The sequence below is a fragment of the Nocardia violaceofusca NBRC 14427 genome (assembly GCF_963869435.1).
Lineage (GTDB): Bacteria > Actinomycetota > Actinomycetes > Mycobacteriales > Mycobacteriaceae > Nocardia > Nocardia aobensis.
In genome coordinates, this window is record NZ_CAWMPM010000034.1 from 94,018 (window position 1) to 112,636 (window position 18,619).

The following is an 18,619-nucleotide window of genomic DNA, read 5'->3' on the forward strand; positions in this document are numbered from 1 at the left end:
CCCACTCCCTACGCGCACGAACATCGGGCACCATGCGCTTACCTTTCGACAATGCCCAGCGTATCGCCGAACCAGTACGCGGGCCGCCCTTGTCGACCTTCAGCCGAGAGCGCCCTCGTCCAGAAAGCGGTGGACCTCGCTCGCCACGCCTGCGCCGGCGACTCCTTCACAATAACGCTTCAGCCAGCGCACCCTTGCGACACACCTGTCAAAGTAGATCGAGAGCGGCGCACACAATACTGTCGGAGTCGATGCCGTGATAGCGGTAGGCATCGTCGAGAGAGCCGACCTGCCCGAACCGTGAGACACCCAATGCGGTGTGGCGCACCCGATTGATCCCGGGCAGGAAAGCCAGCGCGTGTGGGTGGCCGTCGAGGACCGTGAGCAGCGGGGTGGCGCAATCTGAAGGGAAGAGCTGATCGAGAATCCAGGTTTCGCCAGTGCCTCGGCCTCGGCGGGCCTGGATTGCTTTGAACAGCAGGCCGGGGCTGGTGATGCAGAGGACACGTCGGCGGGGACTCCTGCGTGCGTGAGCCGTGCTGCGGCGGCGAGGGCCTCGGTCATCATCGCGCCCATTGCCGCGATGGTGACCTTGGCGTCGTCGTGGCGAACCAGTGGGTAGCCGCCAACGACGACCTGCCGGCGGCGGCGCTCCCGTGCGGCAAGGTCCGATGGGACTGCTGCCAGCATCTGGTCGACGGGCCGGGTCGACAGGCTCAGGTAGGCCGAGGAGCCGTCCGGCCGCCCGAGGCGGAACAGGCAAGCGAGCAACGTTTACTAGACGTCGACGTCGACGGAAAATGCGGGTTCGTAGCTGACACAGCCCAGTTGTTCGAGGGCCCATCGAGGGCGTCTTGATAGATTGGTGTGCTCCGCCCTCGGCGGCCAGGGTGACGCCGGACGGGAGTGCCGACAAGTATGGATTGCCCGCCGGCGTAGACGCCATACGAGCATGGTTCGAGGGCGCGTTCGGCGAAAGGATCGTAGAGAACTCCGATGGGGAGCCGCTGTCCTCACCCCTCGTGGCCAGCCACAGCACTCGCTGCTGAATCGCCTCGAGTGCTTCGGGAGGGGCCCTTCGAAGCTCTCTGCTTCAGGATCGATGGCCAGGGCGTTCATCGGGACTTCTCCTCGCACCAAATTTGTTGCGGGCATGCGGTGATACGCCGCATTTCCGCGAACCGCTGCGCGGCGGGCACGAGTCGTTCGGCGGCGTCGAGTACGTACTCGACAACCGTCGAATGGCCCGACCAGTACCGCACTGGTTATGCGCGAACTGGTCGACTACCGCATCAATCCGTTGGTCGCCGCACTGGCCAGTGCCGCGCAGGACGAACGTCAACCCGATTCACGGTGAGACCACGTCGACGCCTGGGACAACCTCGCGCGCCCGCAAGTGGTCGGCTCAGGTGAGGGAACAGGACTGCGGAAGATCAGCGCGCACCAACAGTTGCGACTGGGCGCGGCAGAGGATGTCGACGTAAGCATCAGAGATATACCGGGAACCGGGGCGGGAGTACGCGCAGATTTCGCGGTAAATCGGCGGTGTCAGCGACCGAGCGAATCGACGATATTCCCCGTTTACCGCATTGTCGGGGACCAGCGTAACCGCCACACCGCTGGATGCCAGCTCCAACGCGGCCTGGACCTGTATGGTCCAGACCGCGGCGAGCGGTTCGAATCCGGCTGCGGCGCAGAGTGTCCTGATTACCCGTGTCAGCCCGTTCTCCTTGTCGAACAGCACCCACTGATGGCGCTTCAGATCCGCCAATGTCAGCGGCGCGCCGATCGGTACACCGCTGTCGGGCCCGGCGACGAGAAGCAGTTCTTCGAATCCGATGGAGGCCACATCGGCGCCGGATAACCCCGTTCGAGGACCGATCGCCAGATCGCCTTCACCATCACGGAACGCGGCCTCCATCGCTGTGGCATGCGGGTAATCCTTGATCTCCAGCACGACCTCGGGAAATCTTTCGTGCCAGACGGCGATGCCCGGTGGAAGGATGGCGTTGGCCACCGATCGGACGGTGAGCACCTCCAGATCGCCTCGTCGACCGGTCCGCACATCATCAACTGCTTGTTCGGCCCGCTCGACGTCGGCAAGAATATCGCGTGCGACGGGCAGCAGTGCCCGCCCCGCGGGAGTGGGCCGGACACCCTGCGCCGTGCGATCGAGCAGCGTGACCTTCAGATCTGACTCCAGACGCTTTATCTGCTGGGAAAGTGAAGGTTGAGCGACGAAAAGCCGCTCGGCCGCCATGGTGAACGACTTCAGCTCACAGACCGCCACAAAGTATTGAAGCCGTCGTAGATTCACGAGTCCGCACGCTACGATCCCGCATCGACTTTGTCCATGGCCTGGGTCTCAGTCTCAGGGTTGGAGTGATTCGGCGCATTGGCTAGTCGGATCCGCGAGGCACCTGCGCGAGGTGGCTTTTGACAGCCTGTTCCAGGTGCATGAGGTCGTTGGCGATGCTGACGTAGTTGAAGCCTTCGGCTAGTCTGCGCGCGGCGGTGACGCCGTCGGGGCAATGGATGCCCACTGCTTTTCCTGCCGCTCCGGCAGCCTTCAGCACGGTGCGGAGGGCGTCGTCGAACTCGGCGTCCACCGCGGGGTCGGTGGGGGTGGTCCCGCCGAGTGCGAGGCGCAGATCCGATGGTCCGATGTAGATCGCGTCAACGCCGGGAACCGACGCGATCTCGGCGGCATTGCGTAGTCCGGATACCGTCTCGATCATCACCACGCAGGCGACCTCGGCGTTGGCCCGGGCCGGCGACGGCCCGATTCGCAGCCCCGCGCGCAGGGCCCCGTTACTACGGTGGCCTACCGGCGGGAAACGACAGGCCGCCACCGCGGCTGCGGCCTCAGCGGCCGTATCGACCATCGGCACGATAACGCCGCGGGCACCCGCATCTAGTGCCTGGGCAATCCAGAACCGATCGTTGGCCTGCACCCGGACAAGCGCGGCTGTGCCGGCAGCGTCGATCGCGGTGATTGCGGCCAGCACGCCCCGGTATTCGATCAAGCCGTGCTGGGCGTCGAGGCAGACATAGTCGTAGCCAGACATGGCGATACGTTCGGTGGCCACCGGGTTGTCGCACACAACCCAGTAGCCCACGCTCTGCCGCCCGGACCGCAACCGCTCAGCGAATCCGGTCGCGCCTGTCGTCGAATTGGTCGTCATAGTGCCTCTTCAATGGGAGTGATTCTTTCGATGTTCGGCAAGGGCGTCGAAGCCGAAGTCAGCAGACAGATCCCGCCATACGGCGTGCGCGTGATTCGCGTGACGCTGCGTGTTGTCGTACTCGATGAGCAGGTCCGGGCCCTGTATCCGGTAGTAGTGGGGATCATCGGATCCCATACCACCCGCCCAACCGAAACAGGTAAGGTCGAGTACCGCGTCGGTTGCGTAGCGCGCGGCGTGTACCTCTGCCATTGCTGTCGATACACGGCCGGTATACAGCGCGATCAGTCGTCGCAGCTCGCCGCGCTGCGTGGGATCGAGGTTTCGTGCACTGATGCCCTTGGGCGGAACGGAAATCGCCAGGGCAGCGTGATCGGCCTCGGTGTACCCGCTGGCCGCTTCCGCATTCCGGTCGACGTCATCGACAAGCTTGTTCAACGCAGGGTCCTCGAACTGGCCGCGCCATAGATCCTGCATATGCATCATGGTGTCGCCATGTGTCACACGGGCTCGGTTCCCGGACACGATGTCCGATATCGCGGACTCGTGCAGCAGTGCGTGTTCGCGCTGTTCCGCGTCGAAGGACCTGACGAGGTTCCGTGCGGCATCCTCGATCCCGCCGAGCGGCCGTAGCGGCGACCCACCCAGCAACAAGGTACTCGCCGGGTCCGCGCCGATGAAGCAGGGTGTCGTCGACACGAGACGGCCGCCGACGATGAGGTTGTTGAGCGAGATGTGATGACCGCCGAAGCGCCAACCCCACACCTGCTCACCCGGCACGCCGAACACCCTGAGCCAGTACAGTCCGGGATCGCGGCCACGTCGCCGTGCCCAGCGGGCCTTCCAGCCTTCGACCTGGTCCAGGACGTTCTCCAGACCGACCACGGTCGCGACAGTGGCGTACCCTGCCGCGGACAGTCCCGACGCTACCAACTGCATCGCCAGGCTCTGCTGATGCGGCAGCTGGTGACCTAGCGCGAGCCCGCCATGGTCGGTCGGCGTGTAGTACCACCGCACTCGCTCCGCTTCGGCATCGGGCACCAGCGGGGAATCGAACAGCGCGGCGGCACGCTGCCCGTAGGGCAGTGCGTCCAGCCATGCCGTGGCGGCGCTCGCCATCGCGCCGGCCACTGCCCGCCGTGGTTCATCGACCGCAGCCGACATCACCGAATCCGGGACGCTACCGACCATGGATCGGCTCCCTATCGTCGGACACATCGAGCATCACCTTGATGGCATCGCCTCTGCGTTCGGCGTAGGTATCGAACGCTTCACCGATGTCGCCGAGGGCGAAATGGTGTGTCACGAGCGCGTCGGTGTTCAGCCTTCCCTGGCTTGCCAGGGAAACGGCTCGCGCAACAGAGCCCGTTCCTTCGCCACGAACGGTCTGCAATGAGATTCCGTTCATGACGGCATGATTGAGGTCGGCCAGCACCGGCTGCTCGAAAAACCCCACGAGCACGACTTTGCCGGACCGCTTGGCCATATGGATCGCCTGATCGACAGCGGGCGCGGCGCCCGAGCACTCGAGGACGATATCGGCGCCGCGCCCAGCGGTGAGATCGCGTACCGCGGCGACGGCGTCCACCGCGCGCGAGTTGAGCACCACGTCGGCGCCGAACTGCTTGCCGAGCGCCAACCGGCTTGACCTGGTACCCACCAGGGCCACCGGGTCGGCTCCGAGTTGGCGGGCGACCTGAACCGCCAGCAGCCCGATGGGCCCGGGGCCGATCACGGCGACACTCGCGCCGACAACGAGGGAGCCGAGGATATCGAAGGCGTGCATAACCGAGCCGACGGTGGTGAGAACTACCGCCGTATCGAAATCAACGGAATCCGGCAGCCGATGCAGAGTGGACACATGATTCACCACATATTCGGCAAACCCGCCGTCGACCGTCATCCCCTGTGACCGATGCCCTTTCTCCCGCTTGCCGGAGTTCAGGCAATCGGTGTAGGAACCCGAGAGACAGTTGACGCATCGCATACAGCCGCGATGCGCCTCGGTCACGACCCGGTCACCAACCGAAAACTCGTCGACGCTGCTCCCCACCGCAGCCACCACACCCGCGTACTCGTGTCCAGGGACAAAGGTTCCCGGAGGCGGTCCGTCACCGGAGAAGAACCTCCGACTTCGAATCTTGAGGTCCGAACCGCACAGCGAGGCCCGGCGGACCTGGACCAGGACATCGTCCGGTCCCACCTCGGGCACCGGTAACCGCGTGGTTGTGATCGTCCCGGGTTCGCCGAGTACGGCAGCCAACATTGTCTCCGAGGGCATCTGCAACCTTTCAGTTGAAATTCGAGCAGAAAATCGGTTTGTCCTCGATTGTGTTGGCCTTTTCGTCGGCAAGTCCAAGACCAGAAGCGCTAGACACGCATAGCCAACACCTATAGAAGCTCGTGACGTCCGTGGACCACCGCTTACGAAGCGTCGGCGCGGCTCGCCTGGAGGAGGGAGATCTCGGTTGTGGAATCCTGCTCGAGTTCAGATCCGGCGCAAATGCCGGTGGGCACCGATCTACGTCGACCGCTTCAGTACCGCCGAGTAATATCGGCTACACCGTTGCCGATATAGCTGCGGCATTAGCAACGCAGACGTAGACGCCGCGACTATATTGACACCAAGCATGGTAACGGCAACACTGTCTCCATTATGGCAAAGGCGCTTTGCAACCCACCTTGTTGGTCCAATTGGAGGCGGTCATGAATTCCGAAGGTCGCTTGCTGCTGCGCGGCGGGATCGTCCTGACAATGGACGAGGAGCTGGGTGATCACGAACGCGGCGATGTGCTCATCGAGGACGGCAGGATCGTCGAGGTCGGGCAGGACCTGGCCGCCGATGCGCAGGTGCTCGACTGTGCGGGCAAGATCGTCCTTCCCGGTTTCGTGAACTCGCATCACCACATGTTCCAGACCGCTTTGCGCTCGTACTGGGCCGATGCCCTCGACCTGGACTACTTCATGCAATCGCGGGCCGGAGCCGATGCACTGTTCCACCAGTACACCCCCGAGGACGTCTACTGGGGGCAGTTCGGTGGGGCACTGGAGAACCTGGCCGCAGGAACCACGACCGTCGTCGACACATCGCAATGCTCGTATACACCCGAACACACCGACGCCGCACTCGACGGAATCCGCCGATCCGGAATCCGATGTGTCTTCAGCTTCTCGCCCTCCCTCGGCGATCACGAGCCGGACCCGTCGTATGCCCATCCAGACGACATCCGTCGTCTCATCGAAAAGACCGGTGAGGTGCACGAGGGAACCCTCGTCCGCCTGGCTCTCGGCTATCACGTCGACGAGGAATTGTTCGAGCTTGCCCGAGACCTCGGTCTGCCAATGTTCGCGCATGTCAATGACACCAGCTGGGGACATCTACTCGAACAGTTCGAGGAGGAGGGACTGCTCGGCCCCTGGATCACCTACATCCACTGCCTCGGTCTCGAAGACACCACATGGCGGGCCATCGCACGAACCGGCGGCAAGGTATCGGTCTCCACCAGCGCCGAGCAATCACTCGCCATGGGCCAGCCAGCCTTGCAAACCGCCCTCGAACAGGGCATCCCAACAAGTTTCGGCACGGACACCGTCGGCATCGCGCCTGTCGACTTCTTCTCCCAGATGCGCGCGGCCTACCAGTGGCAGCGCAGCCGGGTCCACGCGGCGATGCAGAGCAACTCCCCCGAGGTTCAGCCGGTCACGGTGCGAGACATACTCCGAATGGCAACACTCGGCGGAGCCCAAGGGGCTCATCTCGACCATCTCGTCGGGTCCCTCACCCCGGGCAAACGGGCGGACATCATCGCATTGAACGCACGCACACTCAATGCCGGACCGGTCAATCACGCGGCGGGCGCCGTGGTGCAGCACATGGACACCAGCAACGTCGACACCGTGATCGTCGACGGGCGCATCGTCAAACGCGAGGGCCGACTACTCGGAGTGGACGTCGAATCGGTACTGAAGCACCTCGAACGATCGGCGGCTGGCCTCGTAAGTCGTTCGCGAGCTACCGACATCCTCTTCACGGGTTGCCGGCACCTGTCATGAACACGTTCGACGTTGCCGTGATAGGCCTGGGTCCGGTTGGTGAGCTGGCGGCACTTCTGCTGGCACGTGCAGGGTTGACGGTTTTGGCACTCGAGCGCGAGGCCGATGTATATCCCAATCCGCGTGTCGGCGTGCTCGACGGAGAAGCGCTGCGCACGCTTCAAAAAGCCGGAGTGTACGAGCGCTCGGTTCCCGACATGCTTCTCGGAGCCGGCGCCCAGTGGGTGTCGGCTCGCGGCAAGGTTGTCGCGACGACTCTGCCGACGGAACAACTCCAGGGGCACCCGTGGATATCGGCGATCTACCAGCCGTTGCTGGATAAGCAGCTCCGGGCGGCCCTAGCGGAGTACCCGGACGTCGATATCCGCCTGGGTCACCAGCTCACCGGGTTGACCCAAGACGACGAAGGCGTCGAACTCACGTTCCGTGATATCGACGGGGGGACCGGTAACGCGCGCGCACGCTTCGTTGTCGGCTGCGATGGCGCAAACAGCACGACCCGGGCAGCGATTGGCGTCGAGCTCGCCGGATCCGGATACACCGACACGTGGCTCATCATTGATGCGAAACTACCGGAGCCGGTCACCCATCTCCCGTACTTCCAGATGACCCTGGATCCGGCGGCACCCCGCCTGACCGGACGACTCGCCGCTGGTGGGCACCGCTGGGAACGCAAGGTAATGCCTTGGGAAGACCGCGACGAGCTCCTTACACCCCGGGCTGCGCGGCAAGTGATCGCTGAGGATGCGGACCCCGACACCGCAGAGATCCTGCGCCATCTCATCTACACCTTCCGAGCCGAGAGCGCCGAGCATTGGCGCGTCGGGAGGGTGTTGCTGTGCGGCGACGCCGCCCATCTGATGCCTCCCATGATCGGCCAGGGCCTGAACTCGGGAATCCGGGATGTCACGAACCTGACCTGGAAAATTGCTGCCGTGGTGAATGGCGGGGCCCCACTGCGGATCCTCGACTCCTACGAGGCCGAGCGCCGTCCGCACGCCGACGCGATAACCACAATGTCGGTCCAGGTCGGCCGTCTGGTCACCATGCAATCGCGGTGGGCGGCGGCGATTCGCGACGCGGTGGGAGTGACGCTCCTGCGTGTCCCACCGTTACGGGAAAGCGTTCGTCAAGGACGCTGGCGCCCGCCGGCCCGGTACCGAAGCGGTTTGCTGTTGGGACAACCATCGCTGCGCTCGCCGGTTGGCCGCTTGTTCCCGCAGCCGCTCGTGCGGACATTCAGTGGAGCGGAACACCGCCTCGATGACATCTCGGGCTCTGGCTGGCGCATCATCGGCTGGGACGCCGATCCACGCGACGCGTTGTCGAAACATGGCCACCGCATCGCCCAAGACGTCTTGGGCGCGACCTATGTCACGCTGATCTCGCCGGGGCAGCGCCCCGTCCGTCCTGGTTCGGGAACCCAGATCCTCGAAGACCTTCATGAGCTGTCACGTCCATACTTCAGGCGCCAGCCGTTCGTCGTACTTCGTCCCGACCACTACATCTGCGCGAACCCATCGTCAACTGAGCTCGACCGCACACTGAGGAAGTTAATGCCACAAATATCAGATGAATCGGCTGCTCAGCAACACACCGAGGCGGTCGAGCGAACCGGTGTGTGGAGACTCGATCCCGCAACCGCAGACATCAGGTTCTTCGCCCGCGGGCTCTGGGGGCTGCTCCCGGTAACCGGCCGCTTCAGTCGAGCATCCGGCTCGTTGACCTGGGGTAAGGATGGATCGGCCACGGTGCTGCTGGAACTTCATTCCGCGAGCATCGCGACCGGTCTCGGAATGCGAGACCGGCATCTGTGCGCGCCAGAGTTCCTGGACGTGCGAAACCACCCACTGATCTCGTTCCATGGCGACGCAGTCAGTCGCGGCCCAAGGCGACTCGCGGTAGTCGGCAAGCTGACCGTTCGTGGCACCACAACCGAAATGCACCTCGAGGTCGAGCTCGAACCGGACGGCCCCGACATCGTTGCCGCGACGACTGCGCGGATCGACCTGTCCGCCTATGGCTTCGCGGCTCCACTCGATATGGTCCACCCCGGGCTCGACCTCGACATCCGAGGCCGTCTCATCCTCGCTGACCCGGAAACCGAGCGCACCCGCCTGCTTGCCTCCGACTGATCCAGCGCGCACAAACCGTGGCCCGCTGACGGCGCAGCGCAGCTGTCGGAAGCTCGAAAGTCCGGCCGAGCATCGCCGACGCTCGCATTGAACGACGTGGTTGAACGGCTGCCCCGGTCTCTCCCGGGCAGCCGTTCAACTGGCGTTTCGAGCATATCCGCAGGATCCCGCCCGCCTCGGCATCGAAAACAGGCATTGGCATGGGATAACGCTCATCCACTCGATCATCGACGGCGGCGGCCCGACCCCAACTCCCTTCGATGGCCTCCCGGAAGGGCAAGCGCAATGGTGAACCTAAACCGAAAGGTTCACCCTTTTCCCCCGACATCGGATACTGCGGGGGCATCGACGGCTGGGGTCATCGCGGTGGCGTGTGCCAGCGTCGCCCGAGCCATGTCGGTGGTGGCGATGGAGCCGATGTAACCGTCGGGGCGGATCAACAGAAGTGCGGAGCCGGCCACGCCGTAGATCTGGGCGAAGGAATCGGTAATGTCGACGAGCACGACATCGGCGTCGACCTGCTCTCCGCCATTGATGGCGACCTTTTTCAGTCCCGCGCCCGCCGCCGGCCACGTCAACGCGGCCAGTTCCTCGGCGGCCGCGCGGCCGTAGCCGATCGCGGTGAAATGCGGTCCGGAAAAGAGATCGAACAGGCGCTGCGCGCCCCCGGCCGCGTTCAGCAGTTTCGCGTCCGGTGCGCGGTCGCCGACTCGCAGCGTTCCGGTTTGTTCGGCATCGGCCGTGACCAGCGGGCCGCCGCGGTAGTGCAGGCCGAGTTGGCGTTCGTCGTCGCCGCGTTTGATCGATGACGGGTCGAGTTTGGCCAAGCCCTCGTACTTCTTGGTCGCCAACCCCAAGACCCCTGCCGCGATAGGCTGCCGCTCGGCCTCGTAGGTGTCGAGCAGGCTCTCCGGCGCCCCAGCGAGCACCTGGCCAATTTTCCAGCCAAGGTTGTAGGCGTCCTGCAGACCGGTGTTGAGTCCTTGCGCACCCGATGGGGGATGTACATGAGCGGCATCACCGGCAATGAATACCCGCCCCGACCGGTACCGGTCCGCCAGCCGGATGTTGGGGCGGAATACCGATGTCCAGCCGATGTTCGACAAGCGGATGCGGTTGTCGCCGGTCTGTTTGCGGAAGCGCGCGTTCAGGCTGTCCTCGTCGAGAGCGGGCTCCTCACCGGGTTGTAGACGGATCATCACCTGAAAGAGATCGGAGTGCGGCAACGGGCACGCACCGACGAACCGGCCGCCCGGACGCGGCCACACGTGCCAGCGATCCCGGGAAAGACCGTCCACCACGGCGTCGACGATGATCATCCGATCAGATTCGTCCGTCGAGCCCTCGAAGCCGATGTCCGCTGTCTTACGGACCGTACTCGCCCCACCATCCGCGCCGACAAGGTAGCGAGCGCCGATCTCTTCCGCACCGTCGAGACCGGCGACCGTCGCCACGACCGCATCCCTGGATTGCTCGAATCCGACCAGTTCACGTTTCGATTCGACTGTCACGCCCAGCCGCCGCAGTCCGGTGCGCAACGCGGCATCGGTGCGGAACTGAGGAATCAACCACGTATTCGGGTGTGGCACATCGGATGTCAGCTCGTTGCGGGAGATCATATGCCACGGAATCGTCAGCGGACCCGCATGAATACCCAGCAGAGGGTATTCCCCTCCGCCTGCGCGGATGTTCTCGATAACGCCCAGATCCTCGAGCACTTCCAGGCTGCGCGGCTGGATTCCCTTGGCGCGTGAACCGTCGAACGACTTCGCGGCTTTGTCGATGATCCGCACCGCCAAGCCGCGACGAGTCAGATCGATCGCCAACGCGGTGCCGGTCGGCCCGCCGCCGACGACGAGAACGTCGATCAGTCGAATGCTCGACTCGGTCTTCATCGTGACGAACCTTTCCTGGCAGTATCGGCAAATGCGGTGAACAGCAGACCCATCCGGGCCGGCTCCTCGTAGGGCACCATGTGCCCGCAGGGCGAGACGATGTGTGCCTCAGCCGGCGCGAGCAACGCGGACACCTCCTCGAAGCTCGTGATCGGAGTCACTTGATCTTCGTCGCCCCACAGCAACATCTTCGGAAACGGCAGTGTCCCGGTTCGCCGGTAGAGATCCTGACGGCCACCCAGCGGGAAGTCGGCGATCGTGGCGACCAGGGCGTAGATCGAGCCCTCGAACCGGTAACACTCGCGCACCATCGCTGTGAGCGCCGCGGACTGCTGCGGATCCCGGACATTGTGGGACAGGTGCCGGTCGAGCATTCTGCTGCCCAGCTTCTTGGCCAGAAAGGTGCCCAACATCTCCTGGCGCAGCAGGCGGGCGAAGGCCGGCGTGGACTGCAGGCCGGCGGGACCGGCCAAGGTGAAGGTGGCGATGCTGTCGGTGTGGCGTTGAGCGAAAGCCATAGCCACCAACGCGCCCATCGAAGCGCCGACGAGGTGGAAAGGTTCGGCCAGATCCAGACGCTGGGTCAAATCAGCGATTTGCCGCACGAACAGGGCCTCATCGTAGGCAGCCTCCACGCGATCGGAATAGCCGCGTCCGTACGGACTGTAGGTGACCGTGCGGAATCCGCGCGAATGCAACTCACCGGCGAGTTGATCCCAGTAGAACAGCGGCGTGGTCAGACTACCCGCGAACACGACGATCTCTCCGCCGTCGGGCCCGGTCATCTCGTAATGCGTGATCCCGTCCCCGCATTCGATGAAGTCACCGCGCAGCCCGGCACGCGTGACCTGGTCCAGGTGACGGGTTTCGCCGGGCACCACGAAGTACTTCACGACTTTCCCTTCTTCGGCGAGTGCGTCTCGGCCGTCAAAAAGTTCAGTAGCGCACTGGCCACCCATTCCGGATCTTCGTCGGGCAGCAGGTGGCCGCCGCTGGGATGAATCCGTTCGAGGCTGCCCGGGATATCGCGCGTGAAATGCTGCCCATCGACGGACGCGCTGCGCAGCACCAGCGTCGGCGCCGCAATGGCGGGAATCTCGGCGGTGCGGTCGATCTGGTCAGTGTTGGCGAAGTCGATGAACGCCTCTTGGTTGCCGGGCCGGGTCAGCATCGCGTGCACCCGGTCGACCATTGCGTCATCCACCACCGAAGGGCGCGACCCCACCGCCGAGCGCAGATTGCGTTCGGTGGCCGAGCGAGACGCCACATGTCGTACCAACACGCGACCGATCGGGTTACGCGCCAAGCGCAGCGCCAACGGCAACGACTTGCCCGGGTAGCCGGTGGCATTGATCAACACCAGCCGGTCCACCCGCTCCGGGTGATCGAGCGTGAAATTCCAGGCGATATTGCCGCCGAGGGAATTGCCGACCACCGATGACTTGGAGACTCCGACGGAATCCAAGAAGGCACCGACCGTCTTGGTGTATGTCTGTATGCGATAGTCCCGGTCGGCGCGCGGACCGGTGAGCCCGAAGCCGGGCAGGTCCGGGCGAATCACATCGAACGACGACGACAACGCCGCAGCCACCTCGTCGAAGCAGTGCAGCGAGGAGCCGCTGCCATGCAGAAGCAACACCGCAGGCCCCGCCCCGGCCCGCTTGTAGTGGACGTTACGGCCCTCGACTATCGCGAAGCGCGAATCAGGATCGATGTAATCATCGGCGACTGCTCGTCTACTCATAATGGTTACAGTGTTGCCGGTACATGACGGCTGGTCAAGTGATACTGGCAACAATGTGACCATTTTATGGTGGTCATGTGTCCAGACCGTCGATGCGCAACAATGCGAATGTGACCACCGCCGATTCAGACGCCGCCGAGACCCCAGCACGCCGCACCCCTGGCCGCCCACGGGTCCCCTTCGACCGGATCGTGACGACCGCACTGCGCATCATCGATGAGGAAGGCGCCGACACACTGTCGATGCGCACACTCGCCCAACGCCTCGAAACAGGCACCGCCGTGCTCTACCGAGCAGTCGCCAACCGTGCCGAACTCATCGCCCACGTGGTCGACTCGGTCCTCGGCGAGATCGAAATCGATGAGAACGTGCCAGATGACGACTGGCAGCGCGCATGCATCACTGCTGCAGAGGCCATCTTCGCGGTCCTGCACCGTCACCGCGGGATCGCGCCCCTGCTCATCGAGCAGGTGCCGATCGGACCCAATTCGCTCATGTTGCGCGAGCGAGTCCTGGCCCTACTGCTCGCCAACGGCTTCCCCCCGAAGTCCGCGGCACTCGTCTACGCCACCATTGCCCGCTATGCCATCGGCTTCGCCGCCCAAATCCAAGGCCACGACACCGAAGCCAACATCGACCCCACCCCACTCACCATGCTCTACCGCCAACTCGATCCAGCGCGATTCCCCGCCACGATCGCCGTCGCCGATTGCCTGCCGAGACAAACCCTGGAAAACGAATTCCGCTTCGGCCTGCAGTTGCTCGTCGCGGGCCTCGTGCCGCTGCACGACGCGGCGGCCGACGGGGTGGACCCCACCTGATTCGTTCGGATGCCGCTGCTTCGGTCCATCTTGGCGCTCGGGATTAATTCGGATACGCTGTATCCGAATTACATACCCGGACTCCGCGTGGTGACAGCCGCCGTTGCGCGGAGATCGCGAGTGTGCCGACAACAGGAGAATCGCATGCGTACCGTGCAAACCAGCGCCAGCTACAAGGCCAGCCCCGACGAGGTCTGGAAGGTCCTCGGCGATCCGTCGCGCTGGGGCGATTGGCTTGTGATTCACAAATCGTGGAAGAGCGCCGTCCCAGCCCAGCTCGCCAATGGCGACACCGCTACCGCGAGCGCGAGCGTGATGAACATGCCGATCACCATCGACTGGACCTTCGAGAATGTCGACGCGCCACGCTCGCTCGCCTTGGGCGGAACCACAAGGGCAGGCGTCAAGCTGGCACTCGCCATCAGCCTGCGAGGCGAGGCCGAGACCACCACGGTCGAGATAACAGCCAGTATCGACGGCGGGATGATCGACGGCCCCATGGGCGGGGTCTTCAAGAACTCGCTCGTCGGCGCCCTGGACAAATCACTGAAAAAGGCTCAGGGGCTCGTCGCCTGATATCTGTCAGCCGCACCGCGCGCCGTTTATGGCCCGCGGTTCGGGCCAGATTCGGTGATACTGGAAAGGTGGTTCGATTGAACGAGCCAAGCCAAACCGTTGCCGCGATCGGGTGTTCGGGCCAAGTGGCCGAAGTCTTCGTACGCGGCCTCCCGGCCCAAGGAGTCTCGGTCCGTCTCCTCGCCCGCGACGCCGATACGCTTGCGCGTCGCTGTCCCGAAGCGACGATCGTGCTGGCAGAGATGTTTTCGACCCGCGACTGGATTTGCTCAACAAGGGCAGGTTCTTGTTGCCTATCGACAAGTCGCGCCACATCAGCTATGTGAGTCGAAAAGACGTGGCCCCGTTCATCGTGCAAGAGTTGGTCTGCAAGGATCGTGTGGTGAATGGGGATATCGACTTCGTCGCACCACGAAGTTGCGCCGTCCACGAGGTCGAGCAATTGCTGACGACAGCGGTGGGCCGCACGGTCAAAGCGTCGCCGCGGTTCCCCACCTATTATCTTTTTCCGGCCGCTGTTCCTTAGACCGTGTCTCATGTCGCGGATTTCGCGAGTTTCTTGTAGCAGGTCAGTGCCGCTGCGAGTGTGAGGAAGCCGAGGAAATGCGTGGCCTTGCGGTCGTAGCGGATGTTGAGCCGGTGGTAGCCGGTCAACCAGGAAATGGTGCGTTCGATCACCCATCGGTGACGGCCGAGGCGATCGAAGGATTCGATGCCCTTGCGAGCGACCCGGACGCCGATGCCGTGATCACGCACCCATTTCCTCAGGTCAGCGGCGTCATAGGCTTTGTCGGCGTGCAGCTTGGCGTGCCTGCGCCGGCGTGGGCCGCGTCGCGATCGGACCGAGGGGATCGCTTTGACCAACGGGCGCAGCGCCTGCGCATCATTGGTGTTGGCGGCCGAAACACCCACGGACAGAGGGATTCCCGCACGATCGGACAGCACATGGATCTTCGAACCCGCCTTGCCGCGGTCGACCGGGCTCGGCCCGGTCAAAGGTCCCCCTTTTTCGCTCGCACCGACGCCGCGTCGATCACCGCACGCGACCAGTCGATCAAACCTCTGCTACCCAGCTCATCCAGCACAGCGCGGTGTAATCGCCGCCAGAGCCCGGCGTCAGTCCACGCACTGAACCGGCGATGCGCGGTCGGGACCGTGACACCGAACGATGGCGGCAGCATCCGCCACGCACAACCACTGGTCAGCACGAACACCACAGCAGTGAACACCGCACGCTCGTCGGTGGGCGCGGTGCCGCCGCCTTGCGGGCGCGGGGTGAACTCCGGTAGCAGCGGCTCCGCCAGAGCCCATAGTTCGTCTGGAACAAGGCGTTTGGACAACTCATCGACCACAAGCCGAACATCATGCAGCACAACCGGATCCGACGCAGCAGAACCAAATCACAACCACGTAAGACACGGTCTAAGACACGGTCTTATTTCCGCTGGCGCGGACACCGACTCTGATCGACCATTCCAGCAGTGCAAATAGACTCATTTCAGCGGTAGAGCGCCGTCCATACCGCCGACATCGGTAATCTTCCATCCCGCACCCGAATCGACGGTGACGTTATACGTCACCGTCGTTTGGCCTCCGTCGGGAGTCTGGGCGTTGGTGGAGTTGACATTCAGGAAGACGTTCACCTTGTATACGCCGCCGATCTCCGAGGTGACCACGGCGCTGACCGGTTTTGCAGTCGAGGACCATTTCAACGGCACCAGGATTTCCTGCAGTTTCGGTGCGGTGGCATCGAATTTATTCGCCAGCTGAGGGCTGGTATTCGCCTTGAGCTTGGCGATCCACGCGTTGTAGTCCTGAAAGTTGATGGTGGAGGCGCCGACCGCGTAATCCGTGGCGACTTGCTCGGCACGGCGGTCGGCCGCGGCGGTGGCGTCACGGTCGCTGAGCTGACCGCGAGCCGAAAGCCACAGCGCGGCGAATACGCCCGTTGCCGCCACCAGAGCGATGATCGCGGCTCCGAGTGCGATGGCGGACAGTCGTATCGACACCGTCCCCGATGCGCGCCCGGTCGCTACGGAGTTGTCCTCAGCCCCTTCCGGTCGGTCAGTTGTCGTTTCTTCGTCAATTCGTTCGTTGGCATCGATGGTCATGTGTGCTCCTTGGGTGTGGTTTTCGACCTGTTCGCCGGCTATTTGACATTGATCTGCAAACGCAAGGCGCCGTCCCCGGTTTCGGCGAGTGCTTGCGAAATCAGCGCGCTGACGTCGACGCGACTCAGCTGCCCGGCGGCATGCGTGGTCAATGGAGTGAGCACCGGCACCAGCTTCGCCATGTCGGGGCCCATCTGCTCGAGGTAGTCGGTCAATTCGGCGGAGAACGGGATGAGGCCGGTGCCTTGGACGTACATGTCCGGCATCCGTCCGATCCGGACGAGTCTCTCGATGGATTGCGCGAGGTTGTCCGTCGATGTTCCGACCTGGTTCCATCCGGGTGCGGCAGCGCTCATCGCTGGGCCGGTCCAATTCATATCCGCGCCCAACGCCTGCAGGTCGATGAGCATGCTGTGTATGGCGTCGGTGCGGGACAGCAGGGTCGCGGCGAGCAGGCTGGTGGATCGTGCCAGCTGCGGCACGATCACTTCGGCGCCCGCCAGTCCTCGGGTGAAGGTATCGACGAGGTCACCGATCGCCTGCGGGTTTAGCTGTTCCATCAAATGGGTCACCTGCCGGGCTACCTCGGGTATCGAGGTCGGCGTCCGGATGGCCCGAGTGTCGATGTGTTGTCCGTCGCGCAGATACGGGGCGGCCGCGGCCTTTACGGGCGTGAATTGGACCTGTGGTTCGCCGAGCGCCGAGAGGTTTTCGATGCTGACCGTGCTTGCCACCGGGATGTGGTAATCGTCGCGCACTCGCATGCTGACCTGAACGCCGCCGACGCCGTTGCGCACGGACACGACTTTTCCCACGCGAACCCCGGACAGCAATACCGGTGATTGCGGACCGAGGCTGCCCGAATTGGTCAGTGTCATTGTCAGTTTGGAATAGCTGGTAAACCAGTCGACGCCGACTACGTCGAAGGTGAGGTAGGCGAGAGCGAGCAGTGCTACCACGGCGATGCTGCTCAATGACAGTGCGGGACCGAGGATTCGTGATTTCAACGCACTGCTCCGATCATGCGCAAGGTATCGATGATCCGACTGGTTTGTTCCTGCGCGGGGACTCCATTTCCCGTGTCGACACCGGTGATGTCCACTTTGGGCCCATGCTCGATGAACGGAATGATCTGGTCTCGAAGCAGTGACACGAGTCGGTTGAGGTTCGATGGCGCGTCCAGGTCCAGTGGCCGATCGGTGAACAACAAGGGCACAAAAGCTTTTGCCGCGGCGTCGCCCGCCGTCACCAGCGGCGTCATCCAGGTCAGGGCGTGGGTGATGTCGCCCATCGCACCGGCCAGCCCGAGCACGAGGATCAGGGATTTCAGCGCCGAGGTGACATGTGTGGCGCCCTGCTCATTCAGCAGACCGCTCAATGCTCGATCGCGGTCGAGCACCATGGCCACATTGGCTTCCATACCGTCGAGGAAGTTGTCGACCTCGCCGAGATGCCGTGCGACATCGGTGAAGTCCGCGCCGATCACCTGCGCGATATGCGCGCTGTCGGCAGGCTGTTCGGGCAATACCGCATTCATGCGATTCACCAGGTCCTGGAACTGCCGCACCGCACCGCCCTGAACGAATGTCGCCAGGCCGGCCATGACGTCTTCCACCTGTACGGCTGGTTTCGTCTGTGCGATCGGGATGGTGCCGCCGTCGGCGATGGTTTTGTCGAATCCGTTCGGCGGTGTGGTCAACTCGATGAAAACATCACCCAGCAGGGTGTTCTGCCGCAGTTGTGCGGTGGTGGCGGTGGGCAGTTTCACCGCACGATCGATGTCGAGGTCTGCGATCACGTGGCCTGCGGCGGTGGCCGCGGGATCCACTACGCGCACTTTCGCGAGGTCCCCGACCTGTACGCCGTTGGCCATCACCTTCGCCCGCCCCGGCAGGTTGAGCGCGTTGGCGAACTCGACATGCACCCGGTAACCGTCGCCACGACCCATGCCTGGGACCGTAATGGCCGACGGATCGAGTGCGCAGCCTCCCAGCGTGCATCCCGTCACCGCGAACGCGAGCAGCTTCGTCGTGAGTTTCATTGCACCCCAGTGTCTTGCGCGGGTGCAGAGCGAAGTTTTCGACAGTGGCAACCCGGTC

General features: G+C 63.7%; 16 protein-coding genes and 1 pseudogene. 5 read left to right on the forward strand and 12 right to left on the reverse strand.

Annotated features, from left to right (window positions below; all coding sequences use genetic code 11):
- Positions 1-208: 208 nt before the first annotated feature.
- From AC5592_RS26430 to AC5592_RS26450, 5 genes and pseudogenes are all read right to left on the reverse strand, one after another.
- Positions 209-1,013 (reverse strand): annotated as a pseudogene (locus AC5592_RS26430) (transketolase-like TK C-terminal-containing protein); the annotation flags it as partial.
- Positions 1,014-1,405: 392 nt separating this feature from the next.
- Positions 1,406-2,317, reverse strand: a complete 912-nt coding sequence (locus tag AC5592_RS26435; protein ID WP_084507214.1) for a LysR family transcriptional regulator — start codon at positions 2,315-2,317, stop codon at positions 1,406-1,408.
- 82 nt (positions 2,318-2,399) lie between these two features.
- The gene (locus tag AC5592_RS26440; RefSeq protein WP_063065781.1) at positions 2,400-3,185 is read right to left on the reverse strand and encodes an HpcH/HpaI aldolase family protein; all 786 of its coding nucleotides are present in this window, start codon (positions 3,183-3,185) and stop codon (positions 2,400-2,402) included.
- A gap of 9 nt (positions 3,186-3,194) precedes the next feature.
- Positions 3,195-4,403, reverse strand: a complete 1,209-nt coding sequence (locus AC5592_RS26445; RefSeq protein ID WP_371507490.1) for a DUF3500 domain-containing protein — start codon at positions 4,401-4,403, stop codon at positions 3,195-3,197.
- On the reverse strand, positions 4,366-5,466 hold the full coding sequence (locus AC5592_RS26450; RefSeq protein ID WP_063920389.1) for a zinc-dependent alcohol dehydrogenase: 1,101 nt from the start codon (positions 5,464-5,466) through the stop codon (positions 4,366-4,368). The genes AC5592_RS26445 and AC5592_RS26450 overlap by 38 nt, the downstream gene beginning before the upstream one ends.
- Positions 5,467-5,891: 425 nt before the next feature.
- Here AC5592_RS26450 and AC5592_RS26455 point away from each other — a divergent pair, with 425 nt between their 5' ends.
- Positions 5,892-7,238, forward strand: a complete 1,347-nt coding sequence (locus AC5592_RS26455) for an amidohydrolase family protein (protein ID WP_063920399.1) — start codon at positions 5,892-5,894, stop codon at positions 7,236-7,238.
- On the forward strand, positions 7,235-9,373 hold the full coding sequence (locus tag AC5592_RS26460; RefSeq protein ID WP_063065783.1) for a bifunctional 3-(3-hydroxy-phenyl)propionate/3-hydroxycinnamic acid hydroxylase: 2,139 nt from the start codon (positions 7,235-7,237) through the stop codon (positions 9,371-9,373). The genes AC5592_RS26455 and AC5592_RS26460 overlap by 4 nt, the downstream gene beginning before the upstream one ends.
- Before the next feature lie 308 nt (positions 9,374-9,681).
- On the opposite strand, the gene AC5592_RS26465 is transcribed toward AC5592_RS26460, so the two are convergent.
- The 3 genes from AC5592_RS26465 to AC5592_RS26475 are packed head-to-tail and all read right to left on the reverse strand — an operon-like array spanning position 9,682 to position 13,012.
- Entirely contained in the window at positions 9,682-11,268 is a 1,587-nt protein-coding gene (locus tag AC5592_RS26465; protein ID WP_063065784.1) for an FAD-dependent oxidoreductase, read from the reverse strand.
- A complete protein-coding gene (locus AC5592_RS26470) occupies positions 11,265-12,227 on the reverse strand; it encodes an alpha/beta fold hydrolase (RefSeq protein ID WP_232329563.1) in 963 nt (320 codons plus the stop codon). Before AC5592_RS26470 ends, AC5592_RS26465 begins: the two co-directional genes overlap by 4 nt.
- A complete protein-coding gene (locus AC5592_RS26475) occupies positions 12,158-13,012 on the reverse strand; it encodes an alpha/beta fold hydrolase (RefSeq protein ID WP_063065786.1) in 855 nt (284 codons plus the stop codon). Before AC5592_RS26475 ends, AC5592_RS26470 begins: the two co-directional genes overlap by 70 nt.
- Before the next feature lie 77 nt (positions 13,013-13,089).
- Between AC5592_RS26475 and AC5592_RS26480 the strand changes: the two genes are divergently transcribed.
- The 3 genes from AC5592_RS26480 (at position 13,090) to AC5592_RS26490 (ending at position 14,935) form a co-directional block, all read left to right on the forward strand.
- The gene (locus tag AC5592_RS26480; RefSeq protein WP_232329564.1) at positions 13,090-13,833 is read left to right on the forward strand and encodes a TetR/AcrR family transcriptional regulator C-terminal domain-containing protein; all 744 of its coding nucleotides are present in this window, start codon (positions 13,090-13,092) and stop codon (positions 13,831-13,833) included.
- A 144-nt stretch (positions 13,834-13,977) separates the two neighbouring features.
- Positions 13,978-14,409: a type II toxin-antitoxin system Rv0910 family toxin gene (locus AC5592_RS26485; protein ID WP_063065788.1), complete on the forward strand. Its 432-nt coding sequence runs from the start codon at positions 13,978-13,980 to the stop codon at positions 14,407-14,409.
- A gap of 289 nt (positions 14,410-14,698) precedes the next feature.
- Positions 14,699-14,935 carry a hypothetical protein gene (locus tag AC5592_RS26490; RefSeq protein WP_157122232.1) on the forward strand — a complete coding sequence of 79 codons (237 nt, stop codon included), beginning with the start codon at positions 14,699-14,701 and terminating at the stop codon, positions 14,933-14,935.
- 8 nt (positions 14,936-14,943) lie between these two features.
- Here AC5592_RS26490 and AC5592_RS26495 read toward each other — a convergent pair.
- The 4 genes from AC5592_RS26495 to AC5592_RS26510 all read right to left on the reverse strand — a co-directional run bounded on the left by AC5592_RS26495 (position 14,944) and on the right by AC5592_RS26510 (position 18,612).
- Positions 14,944-15,761, reverse strand: a protein-coding gene (locus tag AC5592_RS26495) for an IS5 family transposase (protein ID WP_198163941.1) whose coding sequence is annotated in 2 segments (ribosomal slippage) — positions 14,944-15,405 and positions 15,408-15,761 — 816 coding nt in all. Because the reading frame shifts where the segments join, the coding sequence is not laid out codon by codon here.
- Between the two features lie 141 nt (positions 15,762-15,902).
- Positions 15,903-16,520, reverse strand: a complete 618-nt coding sequence (locus AC5592_RS26500) for a hypothetical protein (RefSeq protein WP_232329565.1) — start codon at positions 16,518-16,520, stop codon at positions 15,903-15,905.
- Positions 16,521-16,558: 38 nt separating this feature from the next.
- Positions 16,559-17,527, reverse strand: coding sequence for an MlaD family protein (locus tag AC5592_RS26505; protein ID WP_063065792.1), 969 nt, complete (start codon positions 17,525-17,527; stop codon positions 16,559-16,561).
- Complete coding sequence (locus AC5592_RS26510; protein ID WP_232329566.1) at positions 17,524-18,612, reverse strand: MlaD family protein; 1,089 nt, start codon at positions 18,610-18,612, stop codon at positions 17,524-17,526. Before AC5592_RS26510 ends, AC5592_RS26505 begins: the two co-directional genes overlap by 4 nt.
- Between the last annotated feature and the right edge of the window lie 7 nt (positions 18,613-18,619).